At 72.1% G+C, this 14,755-nt stretch carries 16 protein-coding genes and 2 tRNA genes; 5 read left to right on the forward strand and 13 right to left on the reverse strand.

The genetic code is table 11. The annotated features are described in order from the left end of the window. Nucleotides 1-9 precede the first annotated feature (9 nt). Entirely contained in the window at nt 10-1,065 is a 1,056-nt protein-coding gene (locus tag E4K62_RS10435) for an NAD(P)H-dependent flavin oxidoreductase (protein WP_374108105.1), read from the reverse strand. A gap of 1 nt (nt 1,066) precedes the next feature. Then, nucleotides 1,067-1,207 carry a hypothetical protein gene (locus tag E4K62_RS18695; protein WP_167747672.1) on the reverse strand — a complete coding sequence of 47 codons (141 nt, stop codon included), beginning with the start codon at nt 1,205-1,207 and terminating at the stop codon, nt 1,067-1,069. Nucleotides 1,208-1,336: 129 nt separating this feature from the next. Here E4K62_RS18695 and E4K62_RS18700 point away from each other — a divergent pair, with 129 nt between their 5' ends. The 3 genes from E4K62_RS18700 (at nt 1,337) to E4K62_RS10445 (ending at nt 2,479) form a co-directional block, all read left to right on the forward strand. Continuing rightward, nucleotides 1,337-1,504, forward strand: coding sequence for a hypothetical protein (locus E4K62_RS18700; protein ID WP_167747771.1), 168 nt, complete (start codon nt 1,337-1,339; stop codon nt 1,502-1,504). A gap of 116 nt (nt 1,505-1,620) precedes the next feature. Beyond that, nucleotides 1,621-1,953 carry a TraR/DksA family transcriptional regulator gene (locus E4K62_RS10440; protein ID WP_135067199.1) on the forward strand — a complete coding sequence of 111 codons (333 nt, stop codon included), beginning with the start codon at nt 1,621-1,623 and terminating at the stop codon, nt 1,951-1,953. Nucleotides 1,954-1,975: 22 nt separating this feature from the next. Further along, nucleotides 1,976-2,479, forward strand: coding sequence for a hypothetical protein (locus tag E4K62_RS10445; protein ID WP_135067202.1), 504 nt, complete (start codon nt 1,976-1,978; stop codon nt 2,477-2,479). A 4-nt stretch (nt 2,480-2,483) separates the two neighbouring features. Here the strand turns inward: E4K62_RS10445 and E4K62_RS10450 are convergent, their stop codons facing one another. From E4K62_RS10450 to E4K62_RS10460, 3 genes are all read right to left on the reverse strand, one after another. Next, nucleotides 2,484-4,184 (reverse strand): long-chain-fatty-acid--CoA ligase, encoded by a 1,701-nt coding sequence (locus E4K62_RS10450; protein ID WP_135067205.1) that lies wholly within the window; start codon nt 4,182-4,184, stop codon nt 2,484-2,486. Between the two features lie 79 nt (nt 4,185-4,263). Next, a complete protein-coding gene (locus E4K62_RS10455; RefSeq protein WP_135067207.1) occupies nt 4,264-5,094 on the reverse strand; it encodes a class II glutamine amidotransferase in 831 nt (276 codons plus the stop codon). Between the two features lie 128 nt (nt 5,095-5,222). Continuing rightward, nucleotides 5,223-5,298 (reverse strand) — tRNA-Glu (locus E4K62_RS10460). Nucleotides 5,299-5,406: 108 nt separating this feature from the next. On the opposite strand from E4K62_RS10460, the gene E4K62_RS10465 reads away from it, so the two are divergent. After that, on the forward strand, nt 5,407-6,045 hold the full coding sequence (locus E4K62_RS10465) for an MBL fold metallo-hydrolase (RefSeq protein ID WP_135067209.1): 639 nt from the start codon (nt 5,407-5,409) through the stop codon (nt 6,043-6,045). A gap of 20 nt (nt 6,046-6,065) precedes the next feature. Here E4K62_RS10465 and E4K62_RS10470 read toward each other — a convergent pair whose 3' ends face one another. From E4K62_RS10470 to E4K62_RS10490, 5 genes are all read right to left on the reverse strand, one after another. Continuing rightward, nucleotides 6,066-6,842, reverse strand: a complete 777-nt coding sequence (locus tag E4K62_RS10470; protein WP_135067211.1) for a hypothetical protein — start codon at nt 6,840-6,842, stop codon at nt 6,066-6,068. Between the two features lie 65 nt (nt 6,843-6,907). Beyond that, on the reverse strand, nt 6,908-7,561 hold the full coding sequence (locus tag E4K62_RS10475; protein WP_135067213.1) for a M23 family metallopeptidase: 654 nt from the start codon (nt 7,559-7,561) through the stop codon (nt 6,908-6,910). Between the two features lie 108 nt (nt 7,562-7,669). Continuing rightward, nucleotides 7,670-7,741, reverse strand: a tRNA-Gln gene (locus E4K62_RS10480). A gap of 70 nt (nt 7,742-7,811) precedes the next feature. Further along, complete coding sequence (gene gltX / locus E4K62_RS10485; RefSeq protein ID WP_135067215.1) at nt 7,812-9,329, reverse strand: glutamate--tRNA ligase; 1,518 nt, start codon at nt 9,327-9,329, stop codon at nt 7,812-7,814. 10 nt (nt 9,330-9,339) lie between these two features. Continuing rightward, nucleotides 9,340-10,308, reverse strand: coding sequence for a LysR family transcriptional regulator (locus E4K62_RS10490; RefSeq protein ID WP_135067217.1), 969 nt, complete (start codon nt 10,306-10,308; stop codon nt 9,340-9,342). An 81-nt stretch (nt 10,309-10,389) separates the two neighbouring features. On the opposite strand from E4K62_RS10490, the gene E4K62_RS10495 reads away from it, so the two are divergent. Beyond that, nucleotides 10,390-11,454 carry an aminotransferase class V-fold PLP-dependent enzyme gene (locus E4K62_RS10495; RefSeq protein WP_374108107.1) on the forward strand — a complete coding sequence of 355 codons (1,065 nt, stop codon included), beginning with the start codon at nt 10,390-10,392 and terminating at the stop codon, nt 11,452-11,454. On the opposite strand, the gene E4K62_RS10500 is transcribed toward E4K62_RS10495, so the two are convergent. The 3 genes from E4K62_RS10500 to E4K62_RS10510 all read right to left on the reverse strand — a co-directional run bounded on the left by E4K62_RS10500 (nt 11,435) and on the right by E4K62_RS10510 (nt 14,731). After that, nucleotides 11,435-12,670: an MFS transporter gene (locus E4K62_RS10500; RefSeq protein ID WP_135067221.1), complete on the reverse strand. Its 1,236-nt coding sequence runs from the start codon at nt 12,668-12,670 to the stop codon at nt 11,435-11,437. The genes E4K62_RS10495 and E4K62_RS10500 overlap by 20 nt on opposite strands. Further along, complete coding sequence (locus E4K62_RS10505) at nt 12,663-13,427, reverse strand: fumarylacetoacetate hydrolase family protein (protein ID WP_135067222.1); 765 nt, start codon at nt 13,425-13,427, stop codon at nt 12,663-12,665. Before E4K62_RS10505 ends, E4K62_RS10500 begins: the two co-directional genes overlap by 8 nt. A gap of 197 nt (nt 13,428-13,624) precedes the next feature. Continuing rightward, nucleotides 13,625-14,731: a branched-chain amino acid aminotransferase gene (locus E4K62_RS10510; RefSeq protein WP_135067224.1), complete on the reverse strand. Its 1,107-nt coding sequence runs from the start codon at nt 14,729-14,731 to the stop codon at nt 13,625-13,627. Nucleotides 14,732-14,755 lie beyond the last annotated feature (24 nt).

Raw genomic sequence — 14,755 nt, forward strand, 5'->3', positions numbered from 1 at the left:
GTGACCTCGTCAGCGGCGCGGCGGCACTCCGGCCAGCAACTCCTCGAACACCCGACGGGCGTCCTCCTCCCGGGCGAGAGGTGCGGCCTGCCCCGCCCACAGCGACAGCAGCTCGCCGCGATCCTGCTGCGCCGCGGCGGCGCGGAAGCCGCCGGTGAGCCAGTTCTGCACCGGAAAGGGGGCGATCGCCCCCGCCGCCTCGATCTCCTGGACGGCGCGATTGGGGATGCCGCGCGCCAACCGTCCGCTCATCGCCCGCGTGAGCACCGTCTCCTCGGCGGAGGCGGCCGGGATGCCGGCGCGATGCGACTCGGGCGCGGCGGACTGACGCGTGCGCAGGAACGCCGTGCCGACCTGCACCCCGGCGGCACCGAGGGCGAAGGCGGCGGCCACACCGCGACGATCCGCGATGCCGCCCGCGGCGATCACCGGCACCGCGACCGCATCCGCCACCTGCGGCACCAGCGCCATCGTCCCCACGAGGGACTGCTCGGGGCCGCGCAGGAACGACACGCGGTGCCCGGCGGCCTCGAACCCGGTCGCCACCACCGCGTCCACTCCCCCCTCTTCCAGCGCGAGGGCCTCGGCGACGGTGGTCGCCGTTCCCACCACCGCGATGCCGCGGGCATGCGCGCGGGACACCATGTCAGGTGTCGGCACGCCGTAGACGCAGCTGACGGCGGCAGGCGCGGCCTCCAGCACGGCGTCCCACTGCTCCTGCACCGCCGGCACCACCGCGTCGGGCACCGCCGTGGGCACGGTCGCCCCGACGGCGGCGTACAGCGGCGCGACGGCGCGTGCAGCGCGGGTGAACTCCGCCGTCGGAGCGCCCGGGTCCGATTCCAGCGGCAACCACACGTTGAGGGCGAACGGACGGTCGGTGGCCGCGCGGAGAGCGCGGACGGTCTCCGCGATGCGGTCGGGCGCATACCCGTACAGACCGTAGGAACCCAGGCCGCCCGCCTCGCTCACGACGGCGACGAGCTCCACCGACGACAGCCCGCCGAACGGTCCCAGCACGATCGGGTGCTTCGTCCCGAGCATCCCGGTCAACGATTCCGCCACGTCACTCCTCTTCCTCGCGTGGTGCTCCGCATCGCCAGCACACCGCCCGCTCCACGATGGCGCCGCAGTCGGGGCACGTGGCTGCCAGCCAGCACGCGGGATCGCCGCCCGCCGGCGCGTCGTCGCGGCGCTCGAAGCTCACGAGGCCATTGTCCCCGCACGCCCCGATCCTCCGCATCCCTCGACGCCATCCTCGGACGCCACAAACGGGTGCCGGCGGGAAAACACCCCACGACTTGCCTTTTCCTGGTTCCGGGCTATGGTGAGGGCCATGTCCCGTTCCCCCCGTATCAGCGCCACGACCCCCGCCTCGCGCGGCGGCTTCTCGGCGCCCGGGACGCGACTGTCGAGCGGCCGAGCGGGGATCCTGCCGCCGCGGATGAGCGCCACGGGAGGCGTTCTGCTCTTCCGCACCTCGCACCGCGCCCCGCCGCCCTGAGCCTCTCCCGGCTCATCCGGCGCGTCGCATCTGCGGCGCGCTTTTCGTTTATGCGGTGCGGAGCGATCCGTCACCGCGCCCTCCGGCGCACCCGCCGACCGAAAGAGAAGAGAACCATGCGCACCGAAGACGCCACCTCGACCCTGCCCGCCGCGGGCCTCGACCTGACGGCCATCCGCCGCACTCTTCAGAGCGAGCTGACCGAGCGGGAGGAGAGGATCCGCCAACTCTCCCCCCACGCCGCCCCTCACCTCGACCCCGTCGCGTGGTCTGCGCTGGCGGCGGCCCGCCGCGCCGTCGAGCAGATCACCGCAGCCCTGGACAGGCTGTCCGCCGGGACCTACGGACGCTGCACCCGCTGCGACGGCGCGATCCTGCCCGCCCGCCTGGAAGTGCTGCCATCGGCCCCCACGTGCATCGATTGCCAGAACCGTGTCGAAAACGCATAGCGATCCGAGACCGCCCGCGCGCGTGGCGATCCTCGGGGACCCGCTGCCATGCCTGCGCGACCTGCGGGCACGCCCCGAGGCGGAGAGCTTCACCGACGTGGCGGACGTGCAGGGAGGCCACTCCGGGGCGGTGGTGGGAGTGGATGCGACGGCGGCGGGCAGCCGGGCGGAGCTGCGCGGGCACCTCCGCTGCATCGGCGACCTCGGCGAGGAACTGTGCCGGCGCCTGCCCGCCCTGGAGCACCTCATCCTCCTGATCGACCGCGTCGCGCTGCCTGCGGAGGACGTGCGGCGCGAGTGCGACACGGCAGCCCGCCGCATCCACACCCGCCTGGAGCAGGCGGGCGGGCGCTCGGTCATCGTGACCGCCCTGCTCACCGACGGATGCGACGACTACGCCCGGCTCGCCGACCGGGTGCTGGCCCGCTCGCGTCAGGCCGAGTCGCTCGACGCGGGCGTCGCACTCCTGTGGCGCGAGATCGCCCGCACGCCGATCGGGAGAGTCGCAGCCAACGACTACGTGTGACCCGTCAGCGTTCGGCCAGGAGCTTCTCGCGCACCTCCCGGCGCAGCACCTTGCCGATGAGCGAGCGGGGCAGCTCATCGACGACCACGAACCGGCGCGGCACCTTGTACGTGGCCAGGTGCGTGCGGCAGTAGTCCCGCAGGCCCTCCACGTCGAACTCGGCGCCGGGGCGCAGGACCACTGCCGCGGCGACGTCTTCGCCGCCGTCGCGGCGCGGCAGCGCCACCACGGCGGCCTCGGCCACATCCGGGTGCGTCTGCAGCGCGTCCTCGACCTCCGTGGGCGAGACGTTGAAGCCGCCGGTGATGATGAGCTCCTTGATCCGGTCGACGATCGTGACGAAGCCGTCGGGCGAAACGGATGCGATGTCGCCCGTGCGCAGCCAGCCGTCGGCCAGAAGCGTGGTGGCGGTCTCTTCGGGTCGCTGCCAGTACCCCTGGAAGACCTGGGGGCCGCGCAGGAGCAGCTCCCCGGTCTCGCCGAGCGGACGGTCGACGCTCGGATCGTCCGGATCGACGACGCGGATCTCGGTGCTGGGGAACGGCACGCCCACCGTCCCGGGGCGGCGCGTGCGGCCCATCGGGTTGCCCACGGCCACCGGCGAGCTCTCCGTCATCCCGTACCCCTCGACGAGGATGCCTCCCGTCGCCTCCTCCCACCGCTCCACGGTCGCGACCGGCAGGCTCATGGCGCCGGAGATCGCGAACCGCACCGTGGAGAGGTCGATCGTGCCGCGGGATGCGGCCCGGGCGAGCCGGTCGTAGATCGGCGGTACGGCGGGCAGGAAGGTCGGCGGGCTCTTGCGGGACGCCTCCGTGACCAGGTCCAGGTCGAAGGTGGGGAACAGCACGAGCCTGGCGCCCATGCTCATCGCGAAACTCAGGCACAGGGTCATGCCATAGGCGTGGAAGAGCGGCAGCACCGCATAGAAGGTCTCCTCGCCGTCCACGAGCCCCGGCACCCATGCGCGCCCCTGCATCGCGTTGGCACGGAGGTTCGCGTGCGAGAGCATGGCCCCCTTCGGCGAGCCGGTCGTGCCGCTGGTGTACTGCAGGAGGGCGATGTCCTCCAGGGCGGGGCGGGGCGTCCGGCGCGGCAGCGGGCGGTGGTCGAGGAGCTTCTTCCACGCGATCCGGCGCTTGGTCCCGGGGGTCGTACTCAGGCGCTCCCGCGACTCCCGGGCCTTGGGGATCGGCAGGCGCAGCGCGGCGCGTTTGCCGAGCGGCAGGGCCTCGGTCATGTCGACGCTGACGATGTGCTCGACGGCGAGGTCGGACGGGAAGCCCGCGACGGTGTCGACGCACTTGTCCCACACGATCGCGAATCGCGCCCCGTGGTCTTCGAACTGGTGGCGGAGTTCACGGGCGGTGTAGAGCGGGTTGTGCTCCACCACGATGGCGCCCAGGCGCAGCGCGGCGAAGAAGGCCACGACGTGCTGAGGGCAGTTCGGCAGGACGAGGGCGACCCGGTCGCCCTTGCGGACGCCGAGGCGCCGCATCCCCTCGGCGGCCCGCGCGATCTGCTCGCCCAGGCTCCGGTAGGTCGTGACCGCGCCGAAGAACTCCAGCGCGGGCCGGCGTCCGAACCGCGCCACGCTCGCGTCGATCATGTCGGTCAGGGTCTGCGAGGGCTCCGGGATGTCGGCGGGCACACCTTCGGCATACGCGTCGAGCCACGGACGGGAGGCGTAGGGGTGGGAGGGCATGTGTCCATTTTCCCTCGCCGCTGCCGGCGCACCGACGAGGAAGCTCGCCACCAAGAGATGTGGTAAGGCCTCGGCGAAACTAGGCTGCGGCGAGGAAGGGGCGCTGGTGATAGCCCGACGAGTCGACCGTGAGCACGGTCGACTCCGGCACCTCGATGAAGGCTCCGGGCAGGTCGTTGAGCGGCTCGGACACGATCAGCCGGGCTCGCGGGCCGAAGAGCTTCAGCCGTTCGGCGTCGGGGTACATCGCCTGCAGCGTTTCGACGTCGGCGGAGTGGAACAGGGTCCGCGTCCGCCGCTCGGACGAATACCGGAACGCCCACACCGTGGCGCCGTCGGAGACGGCGACGGTCCCCTGCAGCGGGAACGGCACGCCGTGATCGCGCGCGACGTCCTCCACGTGGCGGATCGCCGCGCCCAGACCGGCGATCGGGTCGTCCTGCAGACCGAGCGTGAGGGCGAGGTGGAAGAGCACCTCCGAATCGGTGCTGCCGAGGATGTGCGGGTACAGCGACGGGTCCACCGCGAAGGTCAGAGCGCGCTTGAGCGTGGGGAACTGCGCGATCGACCCATTGTGCATGAACATCCAGTTCTCGTAGCGGAACGGATGGCAGTTCGTCTGCTGCACGGGTGCCCACGTGGCCGCCCGAACGTGGCTGAAGAACAGCGAACTGCGGATGCTGCGGGTGAGTTCGCGGAGATTCCGGTCGTTCCAGGCCGGCTCCGTGCTGTGGAACAGCGCCGGCTCGCTGCCGTCGTCGGGGTACCAGCCGAACCCGAACCCGTCGCCGTTGACCGTCTCGGCACCGAGGGCGGAGCGGAGGGACTGCGCGACCAGCGAGTGCTGCGAATCGAGGACGACCGTGGAGGGCCGGAGCGCTTCACCCGAGTAGGCCAGCCATCGGCACATGTCGCACCGCCTTCTCGCCATCCGGGCCGTGACGACACGATAGGTCAGGAGGGCATCGGGCACCAGTGACCGCGATCGCCCCGGAAACCGAGAAGCGCCCGTCCGTTCGGACGAGCGCTTCTCGGTGTTGGTGACCCCAGCGGGATTCGAACCCGCGTTACCGCCGTGAGAGGGCGGCGTACTAGGCCGCTATACGATGGGGCCGTCAGGCAACCGTTCGATTATGCCACGGCCCGAACGGCCCGACCAAATCGGCGCGCCCCGGCGGCGCGTCGGTTGCCGTCGCCGGGCTGGGGCGGTTGACTCGCTGGTATGCGAGTGACCAAGTACGAGCACGCGGCGCTGCGCCTCGAGGTGTCGGGCAGGCAGCTGATCATCGACCCCGGTGTGTACACCACACCCCTCACCGACCTCGGGACCGTGATCGGCATCGTGCTCACGCACGAGCATCCGGATCACTGGACGCCCGATCACCTCGACCGCATCCTCAAGGCCACCGGCGGCGTGCCGATCTTCGCGCCGGCCGGCGTGGCGGCAGCCGCCGCCGGTTACGACATCACGGTGGTGGCCCCCGGTGACCGCGTGGAACTGGGGCCCTTCCACCTGGAGTTCTTCGGCGGGCGGCACGCCGTGATCCACGAGTCCATCCCCGTGATCGACAACGTGGGCGTGCTGGTGAACGGGGTCTTCTATTACCCCGGCGACTCCTACGCGGTCCCCAGAGGCGCCGACGTGCAGCTGCTGGCGGCGCCGATCGGCGCGCCGTGGCTGAAGATCGGCGAGGCGATGGACTTCGTCCTCGCCGTGGCGCCGCGCCGTGCCTTCGGCACGCACGATATGACGCTGTCGGTGGCGGGACGCGGAATGGGCCGCGCGCGGCTGACATGGGCCACAGAGCAGGGCGGCGGGGAGTTCCTCGAACTGGAGCCCGGGGACAGCGCCGACATCTGACGGCGCCCGGTCCTCGCGCGTCAGGGAGCGTCCAGCGGAGCGCGGACCCACACGTGCACGCGCGATCCGACGTGCTCGAAGCGCAGGAAGCTGTCGGGCGGCAGGTCGCCGAACACCTGTTCCCGCATCCCCCGCCACACCCGCAGGTCGATGACGGGATCCAGGCCCGCCGGAGTGCAGTTGAAGCCCAGCACGCCGTAGCGGTCGGCGTCGATCACGAGGCACCGGTCGCCCGTGTCGGCCAGGACGACCCACACCTGAAGCGACTCGTACGCTTCGAAGCGCTGCACCTCGGCGACGGTGACCCCGGCGGCGTCCAGGAACCCCTGTCGCGCCAGGCGTTCGCCGTCGACGCCGGCGGGGATGCGTCCCAGACTCCGGTCGGACTGCGGCGCCGCCAGCTGCGCCCCGCCCCACGCGATCGCCACGACGAGCACGAATGCGACCGCGACCGCGACCATGCGCCGGCGGGCGATCCATCCCTTCGCCGACGCTGCGGCATCGCGGAGGCGTCGCCGCAGCGGGGTGCGGGTCACGGGCTGCGGGGCAGGCGCCGCGGGCTCCTGGGGTGCCCACGCGTCGCGCGCGACCGGTGGCGCGGCATCCGTCGCCGGCGCGGGGCGTTCTGCTCGTGGAGACGGCGCGGGGACGGAGGCCGGGTGCGACGCCGACTCGAGCGCTGCCAGACGGGCCAGCGCCGCCGTATCGGCGGCGATGTCGGGGTGGGGCCCGTAGGCCCGCTGACGCAGGGCGGCCAGCTCCTGAGCTTCCTCAGGACTCAGCGCCGTCGCGTCCATGATTCATTATCGCCACCGCAGCCCCGGGGGCTACCGGTCCCGGCCCGCCGATGCACGCGACGCGCTCATCCGGGGGCCCCCGTGACGATGGTCCCGCCGGCGGGAAGACGGCCGCCGAAGGTGACCGGAATCGCAGCCGCCGACGACGGATCGGTGCCGTCCATCGCCTGCACGTGCACATGGGGCTCCGTGCTGTTGCCGGAGTTGCCGCACTCCCCCACCCCGTCCCCGACGGCGACGCGCTCGCCGGGCGCGACCCGGATGCTCCCCCGGCGGACGTGGCACACCGCGACGACGACGCCGGAACGCGGAGCGATGAGAACGTGATTGCCCGCCAGCGCCTGCCAACCCGCCGCCACGCGCCCGGCCTGCGCGAGCGCGTACCAGAGCGAGGGAAGGCCCCGGAAGGCCGCGTGGTCGTCCTCCCCGTCGTGCACGGCGACGACCGTGCCGGTCACAGGCGCCAGAACCGGCCGCCCGAATCCGACGAATACGTCCGCCGGCTCGGGGCGCACGAGCGTGCGGCCCGTGATCGCCCCCGACCGGCCGGCGCCGTCGACGGGGACGAAGTCGATCGCGAAGGCGGTGGCGAACCGCTGCGTGCCGTGACTGGGTACGCGATCGGCGGGGCTGTTCTGCACGAGGCAGCGCCCCCGGAACGGATACGCGAGGTCGATCCCGGCTCTCTCGCCGTGATGATCCCGCTCCAGCGACGCCATGCGCCCAGTGTGCACCCACGTCACCGCGAAGACGGGCCGGCCCGAACGACGGCGGGAAAGCAAGAAGCCCGGCTCCGCGTGAATGCGGACCGGGCTTTCTGCGTCTTGCTGGGGTACCTGGACTCGAACCAAGAACAACGGTACCAGAAACCGCCGTGTTGCCAATTACACCATACCCCACCGGGTCAGAACCGAAGTCCTGCCGAGGATCGAGTCTACGCGACGGCGACGGCGGCTCCAAACCGGCGTGTCATCGCGCCAGGTGTTCGACCAGCGCGCCCAGGCGCCGGATGCTCTCCGGCTTGCCCAGCAGCTCCATCGATTCGAACAGCGGCGGCGACACACGGCGCCCGGTGAGGGCGACGCGCGGCGGCCCGTAGGCCACGCGGGGCTTGAGCCCGAGCTCCTCCACGAGCGCGCGGGAGAGCGCTTCCTGCACGCCGGCGGCGGTGAACTCGGCCTCCGGGACCAGTTCCAGCGCACCCACGCACGCCACCAGCACCTCCGCGGCGTTGGCCGGGAGCCCCTTGAGCGCATCCGCCTCGTACGTCACGTCGTCGACGAAGAGGAAGCCCAGCATGCCCGGCACCTGTCCCAGCAGCTGCACCCGCTCCTGGACGAGCGGGGCGGCAGCGTCGATGAGCACCTGCTGCGCGGGCGTGGGTGGCTCCTGCACGAGCCCGGCGTGCGCGAGGTAGGGCACGATGCGCTCCGCGAAGTCGGCAGGCTGCAGCATCCGGATGTGGTCGCCGTTGATCGACTCGGCCTTGGTCTGGTCGAACCGCGCGGGATTCGGATTGACGTCGGCGATGTCGAAGGCGGCCACCAGCTCGTCGAGGGAGAACACGTCGCGGTCGGGAGCGATCGACCATCCGAGCAGCGCGAGGTAGTTGAGCAGGCCCTCGTGGATGAAGCCCTTCTCGCGCTGGAGGAAGAGGTCGGCCTGCGGATCGCGCTTGGAGAGCTTCTTGTTGCCCGTCTCCCCCAGCACGAGCGGCATGTGCCCGAACCGGGGGACGAAGTCGGTGACACCGGCGTCGATGAGCGCGCCGTACAAGGCCAGCTGACGCGCCGTGGACGGCATGAGGTCTTCGCCGCGGATGACGTGCGTGATGCCCATCAGCGCGTCGTCCACCGGGTTCACGAACGTGTAGAGCGGCACTCCGCCTGCCCGCACGAGAACGAAGTCGGGGAAGGTGCCGGCGGGGAAGGTGACTTCGCCGCGGATGAGGTCGACGTAGGTGAGGTCTTCGTCGGGCACCCGCAGGCGCCACGCCGGCTCGCGCCCCTCGGCGCGGAAGGCGGCCTTCTGCTCGTCGGTGAGGTGGCGGTCGAAGTTGTCGTAGCCCAGCTGCTTGGCTCGGCCGTTGGCCTCGTTGCGTGCGTCGATCTCGGCGGCGGTGGAGTAGCTCTCGTACACCGCCCCGGATGCCACGAGCTTCGCCAGCACGTCGCGGTACACGTCGTGACGCTGCGACTGCCGGTACGGCGCGTGGGGCCCGCCCACCTCGACGCCCTCATCCCAGTCGATGCGCAGCCACCGGAGCGCGTCGAGGAGCTGCTGGTAGCTCTCCTCGCTGTCACGGGCGGCGTCGGTGTCTTCGATACGGAAGACCAGCTTGCCGCCGTTGTGGCGCGCGTACGCCCAGTTGAACAGCGCCGTGCGGATCAGTCCGACGTGCGGAAGCCCCGTCGGCGAAGGGCAGAAGCGGACGCGGACGTCGGCGCCGGAGGCGGTGGTGGTACGGGGATCGGGCGAGGAAGGCATCCGTCCGATCCTAGTCGCCGGAGCCGAGCGCTTCCCGGGCCCACGGACCCTCGAGCACGTCGGCCACCGTCTCCAGCGTCGCGCGGATGAGGGGGACGCGGTCCGCCCCGCCGGCGGTGACGACGTGCAGTGCCCGCGCCTCGGTGCGCGGCAGCCGCCGCGCGGTGATGCCGGCCAGCAGCGGGAAGGACGCCAGCGCCATCGCCGGCAGCAGCGCGACCCCGAGCCCCTGCGCGACGAGGCTCTCCACGGCGACGTAGTTGTCGGTCTCGTAGCCGATGTCGGGCGTGAACCCGGCACGGGCGCACGCTTCGAGCAGGTGCCCTCGGCACTGCGGGCATCCCGCGATCCAGCGCTCCCCCGCCAGCAGCGCGAGCTCCGCGTCGGCGGGAGCCGCGGCCGGGTGGCCCTCCGGCATGACGACGTACAGATCGTCGTGACCCACCGTGCGCACGGAGAGCCCCGTCGCGCTCTCCCCGTGCGGATCGCCGCGATCGCCGGCATAGCTGAAGGTGAGGGCGATGTCGGCGCGGTCCTCGCGCACCGCGGCGATCGCCTCGGCCGGCTCGAACTCCACGAAACGGAGTTCGACGCCCGGCCGCCTCATCGAGATCGCGGCGATGACGCGAGGCACGAGCGTGGCGGACGCGGACGGGAAGGCAGCGATGCGCACGCGCCCCGCCCGCAGCCCGCGGAGCTCGGCGAGGTCTCCAGTGGCCGCCTCCAGTGCGGTCGTCACCACAGCGGCGTGGCGCGCGAGCACCCGTCCGGCCTCCGTCAGGCGCACGCCGCGGCCGACCCTCTCGATCAGCGGCATCCCCGCCTTCCGCTCGAGGCGGCGCAGCTGCTGGCTGACGGCGGGCTGGCTGTAGCCCAGGTGCCGCGCGGCGGCCGTCACCGAGCCATGATCGGCCACCGCCTTCACGACGCGCAGGGCGTGCGCGTCGACGCCGTCATCGACCAGAGGGTGATCGGTCATCCCCGGATCATAAGCGCGGGGCATGGATGGCATCCAGACCCTGTCGTGGTGCGATGCCTCGCGAGGGAGGAACCTCGAAGCGTGACCTCACCATCGCCCCTCCCCCTCGCCGATGCCCGGAGCGCCTTCACCGGTGGCCGCGACTACCTGTCCGCCTGCACGATGGGCCTCCCCCCGCGCGCCACGGTCGACGCCGTGACCGCCGACCTGGCCGCAGCCGCCGCCGGCCGCCCCGACGTGGCGGCGGCCGTGCACGACACCGAGCGGTCGCGTGCCGCGTACGCGCGACTGGTGCACGCGGAGGTGGACGACGTGGCGATCGCCGCTCAGGTCTCGGTCGCGGTATCGATGGTCGCCGCGTCCGCCCCCGACGGTGCCGAGATCCTGTGCGCCGACGGCGACTTCTCCTCCGTCATGCTGCCGTTCGCGCAGACCGGCCGCGGCGTGCGCGTGCGCACGGCGCCCCTGGCCGATCTGGCCGCCGCGGTCGGTCCGGACACGTGGCTGGTCGCGTACTCGCTCGTGCAGTCGGCCACCGGCGAGATCGCGGATGCCGACGCGATCGGCCGCGCAGCGCGTGCGGTCGGCGCATGGACGCTGTGCGACCTCTCCCAAGCGGTGGGCTGGCTGCCGGTCACCGCCTCCTGGTTCGACGCGAGCGTGTGCCACGCCTACAAGTGGCTCTGCGCGCCACGCGGGGTGGCCTTCGTCACCGTGACCAAGGAGTTCGGCGAGCACCTGCGGCCGGTGCAGGGCGGCTGGTATGCCGGTGAGGATCCGTGGGCGTCGTGCTACGGCGTCGACATCGAATTCGCCGCATCCGCCCGCCGGTTCGACGTGTCGCCGGCGTGGCAGGCGTTCGTAGGCGCCGCCCCGGCGCTGGAGCTGTTCGCCGACGTGGACGCCGACGCGCTGCACGATCACGCCACGGGGCTCGCCGCCGCATTCCGCGAGGGGATGGGCCTCCCCTCGCCCGCGCGGCAGTCGGCGATCGTGACGTGGCCCGACGCCGATGGGGCCGCACTGGGGCGCCTGCGGGCGGCGGGGATCACGGCGTCCGGACGCGCCGGACGCGCGCGGGTCGGGTTCCACCTGTTCAACGACGCCGAGGACGTCGCGCGGGCTCTCACCGCGCTCGGGCGTTGACGGCGACGGGGGCGCCGATGGACACGGCGACCACGAGAACGAGAGCCACGAGGGCGAGCCCGCCGTAGCCGATGCCGGCCAGCACGAATCCGGCCACGACGGCGCCGGCGGCGCCGACGAGGCTCATCGTGAAGTCGCTCAGCCCCTGGCGGCGCGTGCGGATCTCCTCCGCGGAGACCTCCGTCAGCAGCGCCGACCCGGACACGGTCGTGGCGCTCCATCCGAGTCCGAGCAGGACGAGCGCCGTGGTCACGGCAGGCATGCTGTCGGCTCCCACCGCCGCCAGGATCAGTGCGGCCGCCAGGAGCACCTGACCCACGAGGATCGTCCAGCCCCGCCCGATCCGGTCGGAGAGGATTCCGAACACCGGTGACAGCGCGAACATCCCGGCGACATGGAGGCTGATGGTCAGGCCCACCACCGACAGGCTGGCGCCGTGATGCACGAGGTGCACGGGGGTCATCGCCATCACCGAGACCATGACGGCGTGGGCGCCGGCCACCGCGAAGATGGCGTACCGGGCCACCGCGGGGCGATCGGGATGCGTCATCGCCCCTCCCGATGCGGCGTCGCGCACCGCCACCCGGGCGGCCAGCAGCAGTGGATCCGGGCGGAGCCACACCAGGTACACGACGACCGCCAACACCTGGCCGACGATCGTGAACAGGTACGGGCCGGTGAGGGCGGGCATGGCGAACACGGCGCCGATCGCCTCACCCGGCCCCACCAGGTTCGGGCCCAGCACGACACCGATGGTGGTCGCCCACACCACCAGCGACAGCGACCTGCCGCGCGTGGCGTCGGTGGCGAGGTCGGTGGCGGCGAAGCGCGACTGCAGATTCACGGCCTGCCCCGCACCCACGAGCGCGAACGCGATCAGCAGCAGAGGGAAAGAACCCACCGTGGTGGCGACGAGGACGAGGAGCACCCCGGCGAGGGCGACGAGCATGCCGGTGGTCAGGCTCAGCCTCCGTCCGCGGCGCCGTGCCAGTTGGGCGAGCGGGATCGCGGCCAGCGCCGTGCCGAAGGTGAGGGAGGCGGTGGCGAGCCCGGCGACGGACTCATCGCCGGCCACGTCGGCCGCCAGCAGGACGCCGAGCGACAGGCTCGCCCCGAAGGCCACACCGCCGAGCACCTGGGCGGCGGCGAGGACGGCGACCGTGCGACGCTGGATGCCGGCGAGCCGGGAAGCGACGGGAAGGTCGGTGTCAGGCATCCCGCGCCGTGTTGCGGAGCACGCCGATGCCCGAGATCTCCACCTCGACGGCGTCGCCTGCCTCGAAGGGTCCGACACCGGCGGGCGTGCCGGTGAGGATGACGTCGCCGGGAAGCAGCGTGAACGCGGCGGAGGCGTACGCGATGATGTCGGCGACGGAGTGGATCATGTCCGTCAGGGGTGCCTGCTGCTTCACCTCGCCGTTCAGGCGCGTCGTCAGCACGGCGGCGGTGGCGTCGAACTCGGTCTCGATCACCGGCCCGAGGGGGCAGAAGGTGTCGAATCCCTTGGCGCGGGACCACTGCCCGTCGCTGCGCTGCAGGTCGCGGGCCGTCACGTCGTCGGCGACGGTATAGCCGAAGACGTACTCGAGCGCGCGCTCGGCGGGGACGTTCTTCGCGATCCGCCCGATGACCGCCGCCAGTTCACCCTCGAAGTGGGTGTTGTGCGACTGCGGCGGGCGGACGATGACGTCTCCGGGGCCGATGACGGCGGTGTTGGGTTTGAGGAACAGCAGCGGTTCGGCCGGGGCCTCTCCGCCCATCTCGGCGGCGTGATCGGCGTAGTTCTTGCCGACGCACACGACCTTGGAGCGCGGGATGACCGGCGCCAGGAGCGCGACGTCGCCGAGCGGCACGCGCTCGCCCGTCGTGTCGAATCCGGCGAACATGGGGTCTCCGGCGAGGACGACGAGTTCGCCCTCGTCGACGATGCCGTAGCGGATGGCGTCCTGGTGGCTGAAGCGCGCGATCTTCACCCGCTCAGCCTACCGACCGCCACCCCCACCGCACCGCGTCCCCCTCCCCCCTCCCCGCTCGAACCCGCGAGACTGCACGCACCCGGCGAGACCGCGACATCATGTCGCGGTCTCGCCGGTGCGGTGCAGTCTCGCGGTCCGGGGTGGGTCCGCGGGGCGGGCCGGCGGGGCCGGCGGGCGGGGCGGACCCGGAGCGGTCAGGCGTCGAGGCGGACGAGCCAGTTGTGGCGGTCTTCGGCGCGGCCGTACTGGATGTCGGTCAGCTCCTGGCGCAGCTCCAGGGCGAGGGAGCCGGTGGGCTGCTGGTCGATGAAGTCGCTGCCCTTGAGCGTGCCGATGGGGGTCACGACAGCGGCGGTGCCGCACGCGAAGACCTCGGTGATGTCGCCGGATGCGACGCCCTCGCGCCACTCGTCGAGCGAGATCGCGCGTCCCTGCACCGTGTGCCCGCGGTCGCGGGCGAGCTGCAGGATCGAGTCGCGCGTGATCCCCTCGAGGATGCTCGGGGACTCGGGGGTCACGAGCGTGCCGTCCTTGTAGACGAACACGATGTTCATGCCGCCGAGCTCCTCGACGTTGCGCTTCTCGTCCAGGAACACGACCTGATCGCACTCGTGCTCGTACGCCTCGGACTGCGGCAGGAGGCTCGCGGCGTAGTTGCCGCCGGTCTTGGCCGCTCCCGTACCGCCGCGGCCGGCGCGCGCGTAGTCCTCGCTGAGCCAGATCGACACCGGCTGCACGCCGCCCTTGAAGTACGCGCCCGCAGGGCTGGCGATGAGGTAGTACGCCACCTTGTGCGCGGGGCGGACGCCCAGGAACGCCTCCTTGGCGAACATGAAGGGCCGCAGGTACAGGCTCTGGTCCTCGCCGGAGGGCACCCAGTCGCCGTCGAGGGCGATCAGCTCCCGCAGCGACTGCACGAAGTACAGTACGGGCAGCTCGGGCAGGGCCAGGCGCCGTGCGCTGCGCTGCATCCGCCGTGCGTTCTGATCGGGGCGGAAGGTGTGGATCGAGCCGTCGGCATGACGATAGGCCTTGATGCCCTCGAAGACCTCCTGCCCGTAGTGCAGCACCGCGGCGGCGGGGTCGAGGGAGATCGGACCGTACGGCGACACGCGCGGGCGATGCCATCCGCCGCGCACCGACCAGCAGATGTCGACCATGTGGTCGGTGAAGCTCATGCCGAATCCGGGGTTGGCGAGGATCTCCGCGCGCTGTACCGGCGACTTCGCGGCGAGGTTGCGGGTGACGGCGAACTCGAGCGGGTCGAGTCCGGTGTCGGGATCGGTGTCGATGAGAGTCATGTTCGTCCTGGCGGGTCGGGGAGC

This window comes from Microbacterium wangchenii, from assembly GCF_004564355.1.
GTDB classification, from domain to species: domain Bacteria; phylum Actinomycetota; class Actinomycetes; order Actinomycetales; family Microbacteriaceae; genus Microbacterium; species Microbacterium wangchenii.